The 16234-nt window shown below is 49.0% G+C and carries 15 protein-coding genes; 12 read left to right on the forward strand and 3 right to left on the reverse strand.

Translation table 11 applies throughout. The annotated features are described in order from the left end of the window. The first annotated feature begins 24 nt into the window (after positions 1 to 24). The 5 genes from IPM59_03685 (at position 25) to IPM59_03705 (ending at position 4185) form a co-directional block, all read left to right on the forward strand. A complete protein-coding gene (locus IPM59_03685; GenBank protein MBK9214687.1) occupies positions 25 to 1299 on the forward strand; it encodes a TolC family protein in 1275 nt (424 codons plus the stop codon). After that, positions 1296 to 2801 (forward strand): efflux RND transporter periplasmic adaptor subunit, encoded by a 1506-nt coding sequence (locus IPM59_03690; protein MBK9214688.1) that lies wholly within the window; start codon positions 1296 to 1298, stop codon positions 2799 to 2801. The genes IPM59_03685 and IPM59_03690 overlap by 4 nt, the downstream gene beginning before the upstream one ends. A gap of 74 nt (positions 2802 to 2875) precedes the next feature. After that, the gene (locus IPM59_03695) at positions 2876 to 3043 is read left to right on the forward strand and encodes a YHS domain-containing protein (protein MBK9214689.1); all 168 of its coding nucleotides are present in this window, start codon (positions 2876 to 2878) and stop codon (positions 3041 to 3043) included. A gap of 13 nt (positions 3044 to 3056) precedes the next feature. Next, positions 3057 to 3899, forward strand: coding sequence for a class II glutamine amidotransferase (locus IPM59_03700; protein MBK9214690.1), 843 nt, complete (start codon positions 3057 to 3059; stop codon positions 3897 to 3899). Positions 3900 to 3909: 10 nt separating this feature from the next. Next, positions 3910 to 4185: a DUF202 domain-containing protein gene (locus IPM59_03705; protein MBK9214691.1), complete on the forward strand. Its 276-nt coding sequence runs from the start codon at positions 3910 to 3912 to the stop codon at positions 4183 to 4185. A 90-nt stretch (positions 4186 to 4275) separates the two neighbouring features. Here IPM59_03705 and IPM59_03710 read toward each other — a convergent pair whose 3' ends face one another. The 3 genes from IPM59_03710 to IPM59_03720 form a co-directional block, all read right to left on the reverse strand. Beyond that, positions 4276 to 4776 carry a hypothetical protein gene (locus IPM59_03710; GenBank protein ID MBK9214692.1) on the reverse strand — a complete coding sequence of 167 codons (501 nt, stop codon included), beginning with the start codon at positions 4774 to 4776 and terminating at the stop codon, positions 4276 to 4278. A gap of 143 nt (positions 4777 to 4919) precedes the next feature. Next, positions 4920 to 5342, reverse strand: a complete 423-nt coding sequence (locus IPM59_03715) for a hypothetical protein (GenBank protein ID MBK9214693.1) — start codon at positions 5340 to 5342, stop codon at positions 4920 to 4922. Positions 5343 to 5384: 42 nt separating this feature from the next. Then, on the reverse strand, positions 5385 to 6809 hold the full coding sequence (locus IPM59_03720; GenBank protein MBK9214694.1) for a multicopper oxidase domain-containing protein: 1425 nt from the start codon (positions 6807 to 6809) through the stop codon (positions 5385 to 5387). 846 nt (positions 6810 to 7655) lie between these two features. Between IPM59_03720 and IPM59_03725 the strand changes: the two genes are divergently transcribed. From IPM59_03725 to IPM59_03755, 7 genes are all read left to right on the forward strand, one after another. Continuing rightward, positions 7656 to 9005 (forward strand): TolC family protein, encoded by a 1350-nt coding sequence (locus IPM59_03725; protein ID MBK9214695.1) that lies wholly within the window; start codon positions 7656 to 7658, stop codon positions 9003 to 9005. Between the two features lie 7 nt (positions 9006 to 9012). Continuing rightward, on the forward strand, positions 9013 to 10491 hold the full coding sequence (locus IPM59_03730; GenBank protein ID MBK9214696.1) for an efflux RND transporter periplasmic adaptor subunit: 1479 nt from the start codon (positions 9013 to 9015) through the stop codon (positions 10489 to 10491). Between the two features lie 12 nt (positions 10492 to 10503). Then, positions 10504 to 13605: an efflux RND transporter permease subunit gene (locus IPM59_03735; protein ID MBK9214697.1), complete on the forward strand. Its 3102-nt coding sequence runs from the start codon at positions 10504 to 10506 to the stop codon at positions 13603 to 13605. 2 nt (positions 13606 to 13607) lie between these two features. Next, positions 13608 to 13904: a P-II family nitrogen regulator gene (locus IPM59_03740; GenBank protein MBK9214698.1), complete on the forward strand. Its 297-nt coding sequence runs from the start codon at positions 13608 to 13610 to the stop codon at positions 13902 to 13904. Positions 13905 to 14133: 229 nt separating this feature from the next. Beyond that, complete coding sequence (locus IPM59_03745) at positions 14134 to 15030, forward strand: cation transporter (protein MBK9214699.1); 897 nt, start codon at positions 14134 to 14136, stop codon at positions 15028 to 15030. Between the two features lie 12 nt (positions 15031 to 15042). Beyond that, a complete protein-coding gene (locus tag IPM59_03750) occupies positions 15043 to 15483 on the forward strand; it encodes a disulfide bond formation protein B (protein ID MBK9214700.1) in 441 nt (146 codons plus the stop codon). Next, the gene (locus IPM59_03755; protein ID MBK9214701.1) at positions 15480 to 16166 is read left to right on the forward strand and encodes a thioredoxin domain-containing protein; all 687 of its coding nucleotides are present in this window, start codon (positions 15480 to 15482) and stop codon (positions 16164 to 16166) included. Before IPM59_03750 ends, IPM59_03755 begins: the two co-directional genes overlap by 4 nt. Positions 16167 to 16234: the final 68 nt, after the last annotated feature.

Here is a 16234-nt window from a genome sequence, read left to right on the forward strand (position 1 = left end):
GTCGCGTTAGCGGTTGTGGCACATGTGTTTTCACAGACACAGCCTTTAGCCGATGGTGCGGCACGTTATCTCGATCAAGTGGCTGGAATGACGGCTGACCAAGCCGTTGCTCTTTCTCTGGAAAACAACGGAGAACTACAGGCGTTCCGTAAGGAGGTTGAAGCATCGAGGGCAATGGTAAAGCAGGCCGCTTTAAGACCAAATCCGAAGGTCACGACAAGCGGAGCAAAGCAGATCGGCGGTGCGGACAACAATCAGATGGCCGAAGTGATGCTGCCGCTTGAACTTGGGGGACGGCGTTCTGCAAGGATCGCGGTCGCTCAAAAGGAATTGGAAGCCCGCGAGTTGGAGCTTGCTAATCAAGAACGCCTCCTTGCGTCGGATGTTCGATTGAAATTTGGCGAAGCCCTCGCGGCTATCAAGAAACTTGAAGTTGCCGAAAAAACTCTTGCAGTTGCAAAACAAGGTTACGATCTCGTCACCACGAGAGTTACGGAAGGAAAGGTCGCTCCGCTGGAACAGAACATTTTTCTTGTCGAAGTCAATCGTTTGCAGTCGATCCGTGAATCTGCCGAGGGCAAAGCTGAGACTGCAATGTTCGAGCTTCGCAATATGATAGGAATGAAGCCCGAAGAACCGCTCAGGCTTCGAGGTGATTTTACAGACTTGATCGCACCATTGCCTTCGCTTACTACTTCGACCGACAACGCATTGCGTGATCGCCCAGATTTACAAGGTGCAAGGACAGTTGAGCAACTTGCCACGGCTAAGATCGAACAGGCAAAGTCAGAAGGCAAATTGGACGCTAGTGTTAAGACTGGCTACCAGCGAATGAATTCGAGCTTTCCATTGAGTGGTTATGATGACCACGGCGTTTTGCGGCCTATACAGGATGTCTTTCAGTTTTTCACGTTTGGTGTCGAGATCGACTTGCCTGTTCGCAATCGGAATCAGGGAGCGGTCGAAGCCGCGATTCTTGAGCAGGAAGCAGCGAAACGCCGCACCGAGTTTGGCGAGCTGACGATACGGCGTGAAGTCGCGACAGCCTTTGCAAGATACAATCGTGCCGCGCGCTCCCTGTTGATCTTTCAAAATGGTGTCCGCGATCAGGCGGACGCAAACTTAAAAGTCATTTGGCAGACTTACGAGCTCGGTGCGAGAAGCTTGCTTGAATACATTGCCGAACAGCGACGTTTCCTTGATATAGAGAATGAACTGATCGATGCCGAATTTGAGACCTATTCAGCGAATGTTGAAGTACTGCGGGCTATCAACTCACCGGAGCTAAAAAAGAAATGAACGAAGAAAATAACGACGAGATCATTACCGAAGAAACGCCGAATCGTAAGCCGCTTTATATTGCAATAGCGGTCATTGGAGTTTTAGTTATAGGTGCGTTAGGTTTTTGGTTTTTCCGCAATCGCGAAACTGGCCAGATCGTTCAACCACCGCGAAGTGTTACATTTGGCGATAACACCAACGGACAGGCCGATATGACCGGCGAAGAAACGATCACCATTGCACCCGATCAAATAGAAAAGATCGGACTCAAGATAGAGACGGTCGGTGAGACGCTTTCGAGCGAAGCAATGTCTGTCGCGGCAACCGGAGTTATTCAGCCGAACTCATACAAGGAAACTCCACTAATTTCTTTGCTTAATGGAGTTTTGCGCAGCGTGAAAGGTGAACTAGGCCAAAAGGTAGGCAAAGGTCAGGCGCTTGCGGTTATTTTCAGCGATGAACTCGCTGCCTCACAATCGCGTTATCTCGCTTTGCTGACCGAAGCTCAGACCGCACGGCAAAATTACGACAGAACAGCCAGACTCGTTAAGATCAGCCCGACAAGTAACGCAGAGCTAGATCAGGCATTGGCCGCATTGAAAACTTCCGAAGCTGAAATAGCAGAACATCACAAACATCACGAACGAACAGTAAAACTTCTTGAGATCGGCGCCGTCAGCCGCGAGGAACTTGAACAGACGACCACCAAGCTAAAAACAGCCGAGGCCAATTTAGTTGAGGCGAAGAAGCGTTATGACCGTGCTGTGCAGGTAGCAGAGATCAATCCAGTCAGCCGAGGCGAATTCGAACAGGCCGCCGTTAAGCGACAAGCTGCCGAGTCCGACCTTGCAACCGCAAAGCAACGTTTGCTTCTACTAGGCTTGTCGCCTCAGAAGGTAAATGCTCTCCATTCACCTTCGCAGATCACTTCTGAGATTGCGTTGACCGCTCCGGTATCGGGGACGATCACAAAGCGGGATGTAAATGCCGGCGAAGTTGTTGAGGCGAACAAGGAATTGATGCGTGTGACGAATCTTTCTTCCGTCTGGGCGATCGCCCAGGTATATGAAAAAGACCTCGGGTTGCTTCGCACGGGAAGCGGTGCAAGCGTCACGACCACCGCGTATGCGGAGCGGCTCTTTCGCGGCCACGTCACTTACATCGACCCGAACATCAATCCTGAAACGCGGACAGCACAGGTTCGAGTCGAACTCGATAATCCGGGCCAAATCTTGAAAATTGGCATGTATGTAGATGTCGCATTCGGTTCTACGGGCGCATCCGAGCGAACAATGCCGACGATCCCTTCAACCGCCGTGCAAAATATGAATGACAAACAAGTCGTCTTTGTCGCAACTGACAAACCAAACGTATTTCTGGTGAGACCGGTGCGTCTCGGCAAGGAACACAACAAACAATTCACCGTTATCGAAGGCTTAAACGTCGGTGACAAGATTGTAACTGACGGAGGTTTTCTACTCCGGGCCGAATTGCTAAAGCAAAACCCGACACATCACTAATGAAATGACCACATTACAGTTGGATGTGCTAGAAATATTTGGAGGATACGATGGTTAAAGATACAGTCTGCGAAATGGAGATCGATGAAACAGCCGCTCGATTTTCGTTGAATTTTGAAGGTCAAACGTATTTCTTTTGCTCGGAGGGATGCCGGGCAGAATTTCAACGTCATCCGCAGGATTATGTGAAATCGGCAGGCTCGGTTCGCGATGAGACTTTAGGAGATAACGACGATGTGTAGGTTTCTCGGTTATGTGGGACGCGAGATTTTACTCGCCGACTTGATTTCTCGCCCCGTGAATTCACTCATTCGTCAGAGTTACAAATCCAAAGAACGGAGCGAACCACTCAACGGCGATGGGTTTGGCGTTGGTTGGTACTCGCCCGAGATCTCCAACGAGGCGTGCGTTTTTACAAGCATTACTCCCGCGTGGAACAACCGGAATCTGCTGAACCTGGCGGAACACATCAAATCGGGTTGTTTTTTTGCACACATACGCGCTGCATCACCGGGATCGGCAGTCTCCGAAAGTAATTGTCACCCGTTTCGCTACGGGCGTTTCATGTGGATGCACAACGGTACGATCGAAGGCTTTAGCTCGATTAAACGCCGCCTGCGTCACTCTCTGCCCGACAGGATCTACCACGCCATCGAGGGCACGACCGATTCCGAACATGCTTTTGCGGTTTTCTTAAACTTTCTCGGTGACAAAAAGGAAAACATCGGCGCAAACGATCTATCAGACTCTTTGGTAAATACTATCGGGCAGCTTGAGGAATGGGTGCTGGAGACCGGCGTCAAAAAGCCTTCAATTTACAATTTCGCAGTCACCGATGGTCAAATTATAGTGACAGTGCGCTACGTTTCCGATCCACAAATTGAGCCAATTTCGCTCTATTTTTCAAAGCGAGGTAAATTCCAGTGCTGCAACGGCAAGTCGGAAATTATTGAGTGCTCCGACGATGAGAGCGGGGTCATCGTTGCGTCAGAAAGATTGACCGACGATCGCGAAAGTTGGACGCGGGTCGCTCCAAATCACATGTTAATCGTCGGCAGCGAATTAAAAACAGAGGTTCGTTTGATGCCGGGCTTCTAAAAACACAACTATGTCAGAAAAACTCGAAATTGCAACATTTCAATTGGCGGTCCTAAGGACAGAATTGTCTAATTCCAGAACATTGCTCTCCTACACGCAGGCATCGATCGCATTGTTGGTTTCGGCGATAGCTTTCATGAACCTGTTTAATTTGTCCCAAATCCTTCATCTTGGGTGTTGGCTGTTGATAATTTTGGCAGTCGTAGTTGTCGCTCGCGGGATATTTCTGTATCGGAAGGCGAAATCGTTGATTGAAAATCAAAGAACTTCTGTCAGCGGAACGTAGCCGAAACGCTAAAGTACATTTGCTAAGTTTTATCAGATTCTCCCCGGGCCGTGGAGGGTCAGGTTGGTGCCCTATGCGGTCCGGAGGAATTCAGTTATGCCTTCCGAATTCACGGTTTACACGCCCTTCGAGAACCCCAATTTTTTGAAGTTTGGAGCACATTTCTTTTAGACAAAGGATCTCGCATTCGTCTTGCGGGCGGCTCACGTCGTCCCGGTGCAGAAGTTGAATGGCTACGACGATTTCCTCGCGCCAGTTTCGCTTAGGTGCGAAGTGAAAGGCATTATCGAACGGCTCGATCTTGTACTGGGTTTCACGCTTTTCCTTGGGCATGATCCACTTCGCGACGCTTAACAAATCGAAGTATGTCTTTCGGCATGCCGCACAACCCGGAATTGGATGCGTGCCGGAATCGATGCCTGCGTCATGTTCGTCGTTGGAACCGTACAGTCGCAAAGAATAGCCCGTGGGGATTCTGACGCTATTCACCATTTCGTGATCGTTACTCCACTCATAACAAACGCGGTGCTTTTCAACAATGTCCTTTATCGCCTCTTCTGTCTGCGGTGCGCTACTAAGTGCTGTATTCATAACTTCTCACATTTTCAACAACTAACTCTTCGTATCCGCCAGGACCGTAATTCTAGCCATCCTGACCCCAAAAGGCTTTCAAGTATATAGTCCGCCCGTTATGACATAACAATTTGTTCAGCCCTTTTCGATCATTTGTGATATTACGTCGGCAAGATGTGCTTGGCTTTTTCGCCGCGAAACCAAACTTCAAGAGCAATGCGCTCATTTGCGGCATTTCGACGTACCAGGATCTTCGATTTTTTGTTTTGATCCTCAACCTGCCAGATAGTGCACTTTACACGGGCCACCTCGTCGCCAGGCTTTTGAACTCCCATGCCTTTACCGGAACTTACCATTGGAACCTTTCTAATAACGATGAAATGCTCTCCATTTACAAATACCTGAGAGATCCGATACATTCCCGAACTGATCATTTTACCGCCAACTTTTGTCTTCGAATCAAAGTGGAATTCTCCGTCGCGGTCAACCCCAATTGTCTTTTCGTTTTGGGCAATCACAGGGAACACGAATAAACCAATAACTGCGATAAAAATTACAAATTTTAGAAACACTGCTTTCCTCATCAATTCTACCTCCTTAATCGGATTAACCTACTTTTTAAAACTTCAGCTAACTCTGAATTGTCCCATCATTGCAAAATCTTCGTGCTCGAGAATGTGACAATGGAAAACGTAATCGCCGGTATTGTTGGTAAACTTCCCGATAACCCGAACTGTCCCGAGAGCCGGAACAAGAAAAGTATCTTTCCAACCCAAATCCCAAGCCGGCGGCGGCGTACCGTTAATATCAAGAATTTGCCAGGAAATATCGTGAATATGAATCGGATGATCCATTGAAGTTGTGCTACGGAAAACCCAGATTTCAGTTGCATTCAATTGCGGATTTGCATCTATTCGAGTTGGGCTGAAAGGTTGACCATTAAAGGAAAATGTAGGTCCTCCCATTCCCATCGTTTGGTTTAATGTAAAATCTCTGGTTACAGTTGCCGATGATGCCGGAATTCGGTCAACTTGCCGCAATACCGCCGGAATTCTCGAATTATCTTTACCATAGTGCCACGGCATTATCCGAAACTGCATTACTTCTGCGGTGGCTCCGGTTCCGCGAAGATTCTGCAAAGTTATGTTTGTTCCGTGATTTGCTTCAGCAAAATCAATGATTACATCGGCTCTTTCGGCGGGTGCGAGAACAATGCTCGAACGCGAAACCGGTGCGGAAAGCAATCCGGCATCCGACCCGATCTGGACAAACTGCTGGTTGTTGCTTAAAGCAAATTCGTAAATACGAGCATTTGAGCCGTTAAGCAGGCGGAAACGGTATCTTCGCCTTTCAACATAGTGATATGGCTGAGTCACGCCGTTTGTTAAAAGCTTGTTGCCTTGAAATCCGTTCATTCTGGTCATTCCGGAATTACTATAAAAGAGCGAGCCGTCAGCATTAAATGTTTTGTCCTGGATCACCAAAGGTATTTCATAACGTCCTTTAGGAAGCGGCAAGGCATCTTCAAAATCATCAGTCAAGATATAAAACCCTGCCAAGCCGTTATAAACATTTCGTCCGGTAAAATCCATCGTATGGTCGTGATACCACAAAGTTGCGGGAAGTTGATCATTCGGATAAACATAATCCCTAAAATTTCCCGGTGTGATTATGTCAGTAGGATGCCCGTCCGAATTCGCGGGCGTATGTCCGCCGTGAAGATGTACCGATGAATTTACCGCCAAATTATTGGTTTGCCGGACAACAACGCGGCGATTTCGCCGAGCCTTAATTGTCGGACCGGGATAAGTGCCATTGTAGCCCCAGATCGTTGTATTAAGGCCCGGAACAATTTGTTTAGTTCCCGCTTGCATTGAAACGTTGTAATAATCTGTGGATTCGTCCACCGAGGTTGGCGATAAAATAGACGGAAGAGCTAGAGGCTGGCTAAACGTAGATGTTTGCCCCTTAGCAGTTCCCGGCAGGATTAATGCCGCACTTCCCAACAACCCTATTTTTGTAAATTCTCTTCTGCATAATTTCGTAGCCATACTGTTACCCTTATTTCTGAAAAAAGAGGAAATATGCCACGACATCAAGACTCAATACAGCGACTACTGCCATTGCTGAATAATGTGTTGCCTCTTGATTCGTGATGCTCGGATCGTATATGTCCACCTCAACAGACTTTTTGAGCGCAAGTATCGTGCCATTCAAACAAGTAATTTTTGCTAGGTAGTAACGATACCGGGCCCATGTAATGTCTTTCGGTATGGAAAAGATCTCGCATTTGGCGCGAAAAATTTCTTACTACTTAATCGTGGGCATTCGTCGAAGATACGATCGCAACTGCGGGCAAGTTGCCTTCTTCGCTCTGAATTGCTAAAACAAGCACCCATAACCGTTAGTATGATGCTAAGTTTAGTTTGCCTCGCATCGATGAAGTTGCAGAAAACTCTAAATTAAGCGAGAATTAGACGAAAGCGAATGAAAGTTTTTTGTTTCAGTTTTATTGTCTATATCGTGTTGCTCCTGACCCAACCTTGTCAGGATTTTGCAGCGACGGTCAATGATTTTGTTTACAATAAGTCTCCTTATTCGCAACAACACAACCCCTCAAATCACAACTCTCAGTCGGATGAATGTTCGCCGTTTTGTAATTGTTCATGCTGCAGCCTTTCAGTGGCGGAGCATTCGACCCGCATTACGACACGGGTAGTGCAAGTGGCTCTCGCGACAACGCCCATAGACTACAAAACTCCCAACACGTCCACTTACCAAAACTCCATTTGGCAGCCGCCAAAATCCTAATCAAATAACCACAATTGCGCCTTTGTTTCGTCGTAGCCTTTCGTACGTCGTTTAGCGTTACTTGTTTTAGTTTTGATTAGGAATTTATGTACAGGTTTATTTCGTTTGTTGCCGTCGTTTTGATGGCACAAAGCAGCTTCGCACAGGCGGTGGCCACGCTTAGGCCACTTACGTCTGATGATCGGCGACTGCTCTATACATCGGTTGTCAATAGTTACCACAGTCAGGTTGAGGGACTTTCACTCGCAGAGATCGTCAAACGAGCGTTTGAGAATAATGGCGAAATTAAGATTGCTCGTCTCGAAGTCGAAAAGGCTCAGGCCCGTTTAATACAGGCACAGCTTCGGCCAAATCCAAACCTTGAGATCGAGCAAAGCACTGGAAGGCTCGTGGGTTCACCTGGGGACCGAGAGTTAAGCGTTGGCGTCTCTGTCCCATTAGATGTTTACGGACAGCGTAACCGTCGGATCGATTTGGCGAAAGCTGAGATCACGATTAAAGAAGCCGAAGTTGCGGCTCAACAACGGGAATTGGCGGGTCAAGTTTTCGAGACATATGCCGAAGCACTTGCAATGTTGCGAGAGGTTCAGGTTTTAGAGGAGCTTCTGGATCTTGATGGTCGAACTGTTCAGTTTGTTCAGATACGGGTTAACGAGGGAGATACGGCACCGCTCGAACTCAATCTTCTTCAAACCGAAGTTGAACGACTACGTTCTCGTCGTCAGTTAACCGAAGGGAAATTACAAGCGGCAATTACGAAACTAAAATTCTATGCCGGATTGCCTTACGAGCAGACATTAAAGCTCACTGAGGATATTTCAGTTGCTACGTTTCCGTTACTACCGACTTCAATCGAAACAAGCGTAGCTGTTGGATTAAAAAACAGGCCGGAGATTAGGCTTGCAGAACTTGACGAACAGCTTGCCAGCGCCGGACTTCGCCTTATACGTTCTCAATCTCGCCCGGACATATCCGCTACCGCACGATACACCCAAGGCCGAGCTGGATTAGACGATCCGCGAGGTGAATTCTTTCAAAGAGATCGAAGCCTAACTTTTGGAATTTCTATCGGACTGCCAGTTTTCAACCGAAATCAAGGAGCAAAGGCCGAGGCCGCCATCGCCATCCGACAGGCACAGGAACGACGAGCGTTCTCAGAGCAGATAGTTAAGAACGAGATCATAACTGCCTTCCAACGAATCGAGGCTGCGAGACGAGCGCTTTTGACGTTGGAAACAGCAGTTTTGCCGCGTTCACGCGAGAATATCGAAACCATTCAAAAAGTTTATGAGATCGGAGAACTAAAGATCACCGACCTTATCGCGGAACAGAGACGCCTACTCGAAGCAAATCGCGATCTAACCGAAACCATGACCGAACGATACCGCGCCCAAGCCGACTTGTTTATTGCTTTGGGTCTTATATTGGAGAAATAAGAAAATCATGTCCGAAAAATATATTGCAGAAGATACCAAGCATCACGAGGAAGATGCCTCAGAATTGGACCGGCTCGAATCAAATGCCGAACGGGACTCAAATAATGACACAGCGGAGACGCCCAAGAAGAACGCCGTACCGTGGATAATTGCTTTTGCCATCATAGGTCTAATTGCATTCGTTTCGCTGGCTCTAATCGTGTTCAAGCAAAGCGGAAAATCGGAGTTAAAGAAAGATGAGGAAGCGGCTACCGAGAAAGACAACGAGTCCAATGAAGTAAAACTTAGCCCCGAGGTCCTAGCTTCTGCGGGTATTACGACGGAATCAGTGACTCAGCGACCGGCTGTTGCATTGATCACGGTTGCTGGAACCGTCGAAACGAATCCGCAACAAACCCAGCAAGTGACTTCACTTGTAAACGGACGTGTTGAACAGGTTTTGGTTTCCATCGGCGACCGCGTGGCCGCAGGGGAAACTGTCGCCACCGTGATGAGCCCCGAAGTTGCAGAAATGTACGGGAAATGGCGCGATGCAGTTACACGAGTCGATCTTGCCCAGAACAGCCTCAATCGGGTAAAGCAAGCTGAAAACCAGTCGGCCATTCTTCAGGCAAAAGCCCGGCTTGACGAGGCGGACGCTACTTTGAAACGAACCAAACGGTTAATCGAACTAGGAGCCGGTGCGGGAAAAGACATGGTTTCTGCTGAAACCAATTACAGAACTGCGAAGGCTGAGTACGATTTCCAACGAAATATTCCGTTGAACAAAGAGATTCAGGAAGCCGAGTCCGCATTGAAATCGGCCAATGTAGATGCCGTTCAAACGAGACAGAGCCTTCAGGCGCTGGGTGTGAATGTCAGTTCTCCAAACGCGGAGGTCAAAAGCGTCGCTTCTGTCCCGCTACGTTCACCCGTTTCTGGGATTGTAACGGCGCGAATGGTGAGCGGCGGAGCGGGTGTTCAGACAGGCACTTCGCTTTTCACTATTTCAAACATCTCGACAGTATGGGTGATCGCAAACGTGCCGGAAAATCAGATGCCTTCGTTGCTTGAAGGAACACCCGCCGAGATTCGGATTGCGGCTTTTGGGAAGGGGGTTATCAACGGACGTGTCAGCTATATTGACCCGCAGCTTAATGAAGAAACTCGAACAGGCCGCGTTCGTATCGAGGTAGCTAATGCCAACGAACGGCTAAAGGCTGGTATGTTTGTCGAAGTTGGGTTTCAGGCCGGAACCGGTTCGGCTACAGGTGAGGAACTTGTTGTTCCTTCGAGCGCCGTTCATAAGATCGGAGAGAAAACCATAGTCTTTATTCCGAAGGCTGATGAGGCCGGAGCCTTTGAGGTTCGCGAGATCGAAATAGGCAGCGCCGTCGAGGGCTATCACCGCGTTCTTGGCGGCCTAAAACTTGGCGAAAAGGTTGTCACAAAAGGCAGCTTTACGCTAAAGACGCAGATGCAGAAGGGAGAATTGGGCGAGGAGTAACCAAACAGATTTATGATCAACGCAATTATCAAATTTGCGGTGACACAGCGTCTTTTGGTGATGCTGCTCGTTGCCATAATGGTCGGTACCGGACTCTACAGCCTTCAAGGACTGCCGATAGATGCCGTTCCCGATGTAACCAATGTTCAGGTTCAGGTTTTGACTGCCGCTCCGTCGCTTGCGCCGCTTGAGATCGAGCGACAAGTGACGTTTCCTGTTGAAACTGCTATGTCGGGCTTACCCGATCTGGTTGAGATTCGATCTATTTCAAGATTTGGGCTGTCAGCCGTGACGATCGTTTTTGACGATTCAGTGGACACATATTTTGCACGTCAGCTCGTTCTCGAAAGGCTGTCCGAGGCACGAGATACGATCCCAGAAAATATCGGTTCACCGGAGATGGGGCCGATCTCGACAGGATTAGGTGAGGTTTATCAGTATGAGTTAAGAGCAACGGACGGAAAATTCGACCAGACGCAGCTTCGAACGATTCAGGATTGGAGCGTTCGCCGACAGCTTCTTGGCGTTCCAGGCGTAACGGAGATCAATAGCTTTGGCGGGTTGGATAAACAGTACCAAGTTCGTCTCGACCCGGCGAAGCTACAATCCTACGGTCTCACTCTGAGGGATGTCCTGAAGTCAGTTACCGAAAATAACGCAAACGTCGGCGGTGGGTACATCGAACACGGTTCAGAGCAGTATCTTTTGCGCGGCATCGGTCTTGCCGAAAAACCGGACGATATTGCAAGCATTGTCGTAAAGACCGGAAAAGAAGGCGTGCCGATATACGTTCGCGATGTTGGCGAGGTTGTTCAAGGTGCGACGATACGTCAAGGTGCCGTAACCTCTGACGGTGAGGGCGAGATAGTGTCGGGTATCGCTCTGATGCTGAAAGGCGAAAATTCCCGAACAGTCGTCGAGGCCATCAAGGAGCGCGTTGAGTCCATCCGCAAGACCCTGCCAACGGGTGTCGAACTTATTCCTTTCTATGATCGGACGGAACTCGTTGCTCGCACAATTCACACAGTAGGAAAGAACCTGATCGAGGGTGCATTGCTGGTAGTGGTAGTGCTTATCTTACTTTTGGGAAATTGGCGCGGTGCGATGCTTGTAGCGTTAGTAATTCCGTTATCCATGCTTTTTGCGGCAATCCTGATGCGGATCTTCAACGTGTCGGGCAATCTTATGAGTTTAGGATCGCTCGACTTCGGATTGATCGTGGACGGAGCGGTGATCGTTGTAGAGAACACAGTCAGACGCCGGGCCGAAGCACAGCATGAAAACTCCCACGAACCACCCGAAAGAACCATTCTCGAAGCTTGTCAGGAAGTTGGCCGTCCAGTCGTGTTCGCGGTTGGCATTATCACAATAGTTTATCTTCCACTACTGAGTCTCACGGGCATCGAAGGCAAAATGTTTAAGCCGATGGCTCTCACCGTGGTATTTGCTTTGTTAGGTGCATTGGTTCTTTCGCTTACATTCGTTCCCGCCGCTTTGACCTTTATTTTGAGAGGCAAAGTTGCCGAGACAGAGAGCATTTTCATTCGTTGGGCTAAAAAACTCTATGTTCCCGCTCTCGATTTTATTTTGCGTTATCGCGGTCAGACTCTTGCCATCGTGACCGCAGTGGTAATAAGCAGTTTTGCATTGTTCCCGTTTCTTGGCGCCGAGTTCATACCGCGACTTGAGGAAGGGTCTCTAGCCGTGCAGATCCAGCGATTACCGAGCGTTTCGTTGACCGAATCGGTCACTATTGCAACCAATGCCGAAAAAGTTTTGCGAGGCTTTCCCGAGGTTTCAAAGGTAGTATCAAAAACCGGGCGGGCTGAAGTTGCAACCGATCCGATGGGTGTCGATCTATCGGACGTATATGTTGAGTTGAAGCCGCATGGCGAATGGAAAAGTGCATCAACCCGTGAAGAATTGGTAGAAAAGATGTCAAAAGCCCTTGCCGATAATGTGCCGCAAGCAAATTTTAGCTTCTCACAGCCTATCGAGCTTAGGGTTGCCGAACTTATTTCCGGTGTCCGTTCCGATATAGCCATTAAACTGTTCGGAGACGATCTGGATCAATTAAAAACAACCGCAGACCAAATCGTCGCTACCGTTAGCAAGGTAAATGGTGCCGCCGACGTAAAGGCAGAAAAGATCTCCGGCCTGCCTCAATTGCAGATCAAACCCGACCGTGCCGCAATCGCGCGTTACGGGATAAACGTGGAAGACGTAAATGATGTTATCGAGTCGGTCATCGCCGGCAAAGAAGCCGGCCAGGTTTACGAGGGCGAACAGCGATTCAATCTTGTAGTTCGTCTTAGTGAGGATTCTAGCAAGGATGTAGAGACGATCCGCAATTTGCTTGTTCCTTCACCTACCGGTGCGAGAGTTCCGTTGTCACAGCTTGCACAATTGCAGATCGTGGAAGGCCCCGCACAGATCTCCCGCGAAGATACTCGAAGAAGGATCGGCGTCGAGCTAAATGTTCGCGGTCGCGATATTGCCAGTTTTGTAAAAGAGGCTCAGACTGCAATTGAAAAAGACGTCAAGGTGCCCGCAGGATATTATCTGACCTGGGGCGGACAATTTGAGAATTTGCAGAGGGCAACTTCACGGCTATTAATTGTCGTGCCCTTAGCGTTGTTCCTTATCTTTGTACTATTGTTTACGACGTTTAATTCGGTTCGGCAAGCGATCCTGATCTACACGAGCATTCCGCTCGCGGTTGTGGGAGGCGTTCTAGCCCTCTTCGTGGTTGGATTGCCTTTCTCGATCTCAGCAGGTGTGGGGTTTATCGCCCTTTTTGGAGTCGCAGTTTTGGACGGCGTGGTTATGGTCAGTTACATCAATCATCTCCGCGAAGAAGGCCGTTCTGTTCTTCAAGCCGTGCGTGAGGGGGCCGAAGCGAGGTTAAGGCCGATACTTATGACAGCGACCGTCGCAACACTCGGTTTTGTTCCAATGGCGATTGCCACTGGAGCCGGTGCCGAGGTCCAGCGTCCACTAGCAACCGTTGTTATCGGCGGGCTGCTTGTTTCGACCGTATTGAAACTTCTCGTTCTGCCAATGCTCTATAATTGGCTGGAACGCGACCCCGAAGGAGAATTTGAAGGAGCGTAAATATGAAACTGATAGTTGCCGTCGTGCGGCCGTTCGTGATTGACAGGCTAATCGTGGCGTTTGAGGACATGGAACACTTTCCCGGCGTGACCATCATCGACACCGAAGGCTATGGCCAGCGTGTCAAAACGGCGGAAGATGCTATTAACCCGTTCAAGCCAAACAAGCGGATCGAGATCGTAGCAGAGGAAGAAATGGTTAATCCGATCATTGCGTCGATTAAGGAACACGCCCACACTGGCCGAAAAGGCGACGGCTTTGTTGTCGTTTTGAATATTGAGGATTCGACTTTAATTTGAGCAATATTTTAGATGTTTTCCCAACGCCAAATTCAAATGTTTTTCGGGGTATTGATCGGAGCTGGGCTGCTGTTTGGGCTAGCCTGGTTGATGCTTTATTTGAACAAACGAGGGATCAGAACATATCCAGGTGAAAAAAGGGTCAGGGGCTATAAGCAGCGAGGACGGGCCAAGGCAGAAAAAAGACGAACCAATCGAAGATTCAGATTCTAAATAAGTAAATAAATAGATGGGCCACGGACATACACACGAGATTTCAGCGTCGGGCAAAAACAAAAAGCCTTTGATAATTGTCTTAGGCTTGACGACGCTTTATATGCTAGCCGAGGTCGTTGGCGGACTAATGACAAACAGTCTCGCGTTACTTGCGGATGCCGGACACATGCTCACTGACGTCGGCGGATTGGGACTTGCCTTACTCGCGATATGGTTTGCCGAGCGACCCGCAACGCCGGAAAAAACCTACGGCTATTACCGCATCGAAATCCTCGCCGCGCTTACAAATGCAGTCGTGCTTGTCGGCATCTCGATGTTTATTCTCTACGAAGCTTACGACCGCTTTCGTAGTCCGCCCGAAGTTCAAAGCGGAACGATGCTTGTGATCGCCGGAGTCGGCCTTGTGATAAATGTCGCCGGTGTTTTTATTCTACGTTCCGGCTCGAAAGAAAGCCTCAATCTAAAAGGCGCGTATTTCGAGGTTTTATCAGACATGCTTACGTCCGTTGGAGTCATTATCGCGGGCGTCATTATGATTACGACGGGTTGGTATTATGCTGACCCGCTGATTTCGGCGGGCATAGGTTTATTCATTTTCCCTCGGACATGGGCTTTGCTCAAAGATGCAGTTGCCGTCCTGCTCGAAGGGACGCCGTCTGACGTTAATATTACCAGCGTTCGCGAGAACCTTGCCAAGATTGAAGGCGTTGCCGAGATCCACGATCTTCATGTTTGGTCGCTTACTTCCGGCGTAAATGCTCTGAGCGTTCACGCCGTACTTGCCGCAGAAGCCGAACACGACGAAGTTCTGACCCGCGTTCACGATTGCTGCACACATGAATTTAAGATCGCTCATGTTACAGCCCAAACTGAACGCGAGGGCTTTGCATGTCACGAAACACATTTATAGTTGGGAGTTTAAATGAGCAATTTCGAGCGAAGTGGAAAACCCAATCAAGTCTGGCTCTACACTGCATGGGGCATTGCGTTGCTATCCGTCGTTGGCAGTCTTTTCTTTAGCGAGGTAATGTTGCTGCCGCCGTGTGTTCTTTGCTGGTATCAGCGGATCGCGGCTTACCCCCTTGTTCTCATCATTGGAACGGGAATCGTTTTGCGTGACAGCCGCATGAAGTTTTACGCCTTACCGCTTTGCATTGCCGGACTTATCATCTCGATATATCACAACTTGCTCTACTATGGATTCATTCCTGAAAGTATTACACCATGTGCTGAGGGCGTTCCTTGTAACGCCGTTCAGATTGAATGGCTCGGATTTATCACCATCCCTTTAATGGGACTTGCGGCATTTGCCGCGATCACTTTGTGTCTGGTGCTTTATAAGACACGGGAAGGACGTTTATGAAAAAACCACTGCTTATCCTTGTTGCCATCGCGCTTGTTGTCATCGTTGCCGCATATGTCGGCTCAAGATACTACTATACCTCCGTCGAGAAGGTGCGAATACCGGCAAATGACGCAAATGCGGGAGCCACCCCGGCGGCACCGCTTGTGCGTCCCGAGAACTGGAAACTCGGCCCTGCGGACGCCAAGATCACTCTGGTCGAGTTCTTCGACCCAGAGTGTGAATCCTGCGCTGAGTTTCATCCTATACTCAAGAAGATACTCAAAGACTACGAGGGCAAGATCAGACTCGTCTCGAGATATATGCCGCTCCACCCGAACTCAATGACTGCAGCCACTTTTCTTGAGGTTGCTGGCGAACAGGGCAAGTACTGGCAGGCGCAGGAGATGCTTTTTGAAAAGCAGGCAGAATGGGGCACAAAACACGGAGCGCCTCCCGACGCGACGGAGCCAAGCATCAACCAGATATTCGACAAGTACGCCAAGGAGTTGGGCATTGACGTGAACGCCGCTCGGCAGGCGGTGAACGAACGACGTTTCGACGCAAAGATCCAACAGGACAAAAAGGACGGCCAAGACCTCGGAGCGCGGCGGACGCCCACTTTTTTTGTTAATGGACGAATGTCGGCTCGCTTTGGCGAGGCGCCGTTGAGAGCGTTGATAGACGAAGAGCTACAGAAATGAGGTAAGTCTCGCTGGATAACCAAAAGTGTATATGGGCAATATAGGGATCGCCCCTTCTCAAAAGACCT

The organism is Chloracidobacterium sp. (assembly GCA_016715795.1).
Classification (GTDB): domain Bacteria; phylum Acidobacteriota; class Blastocatellia; order Pyrinomonadales; family Pyrinomonadaceae; genus OLB17.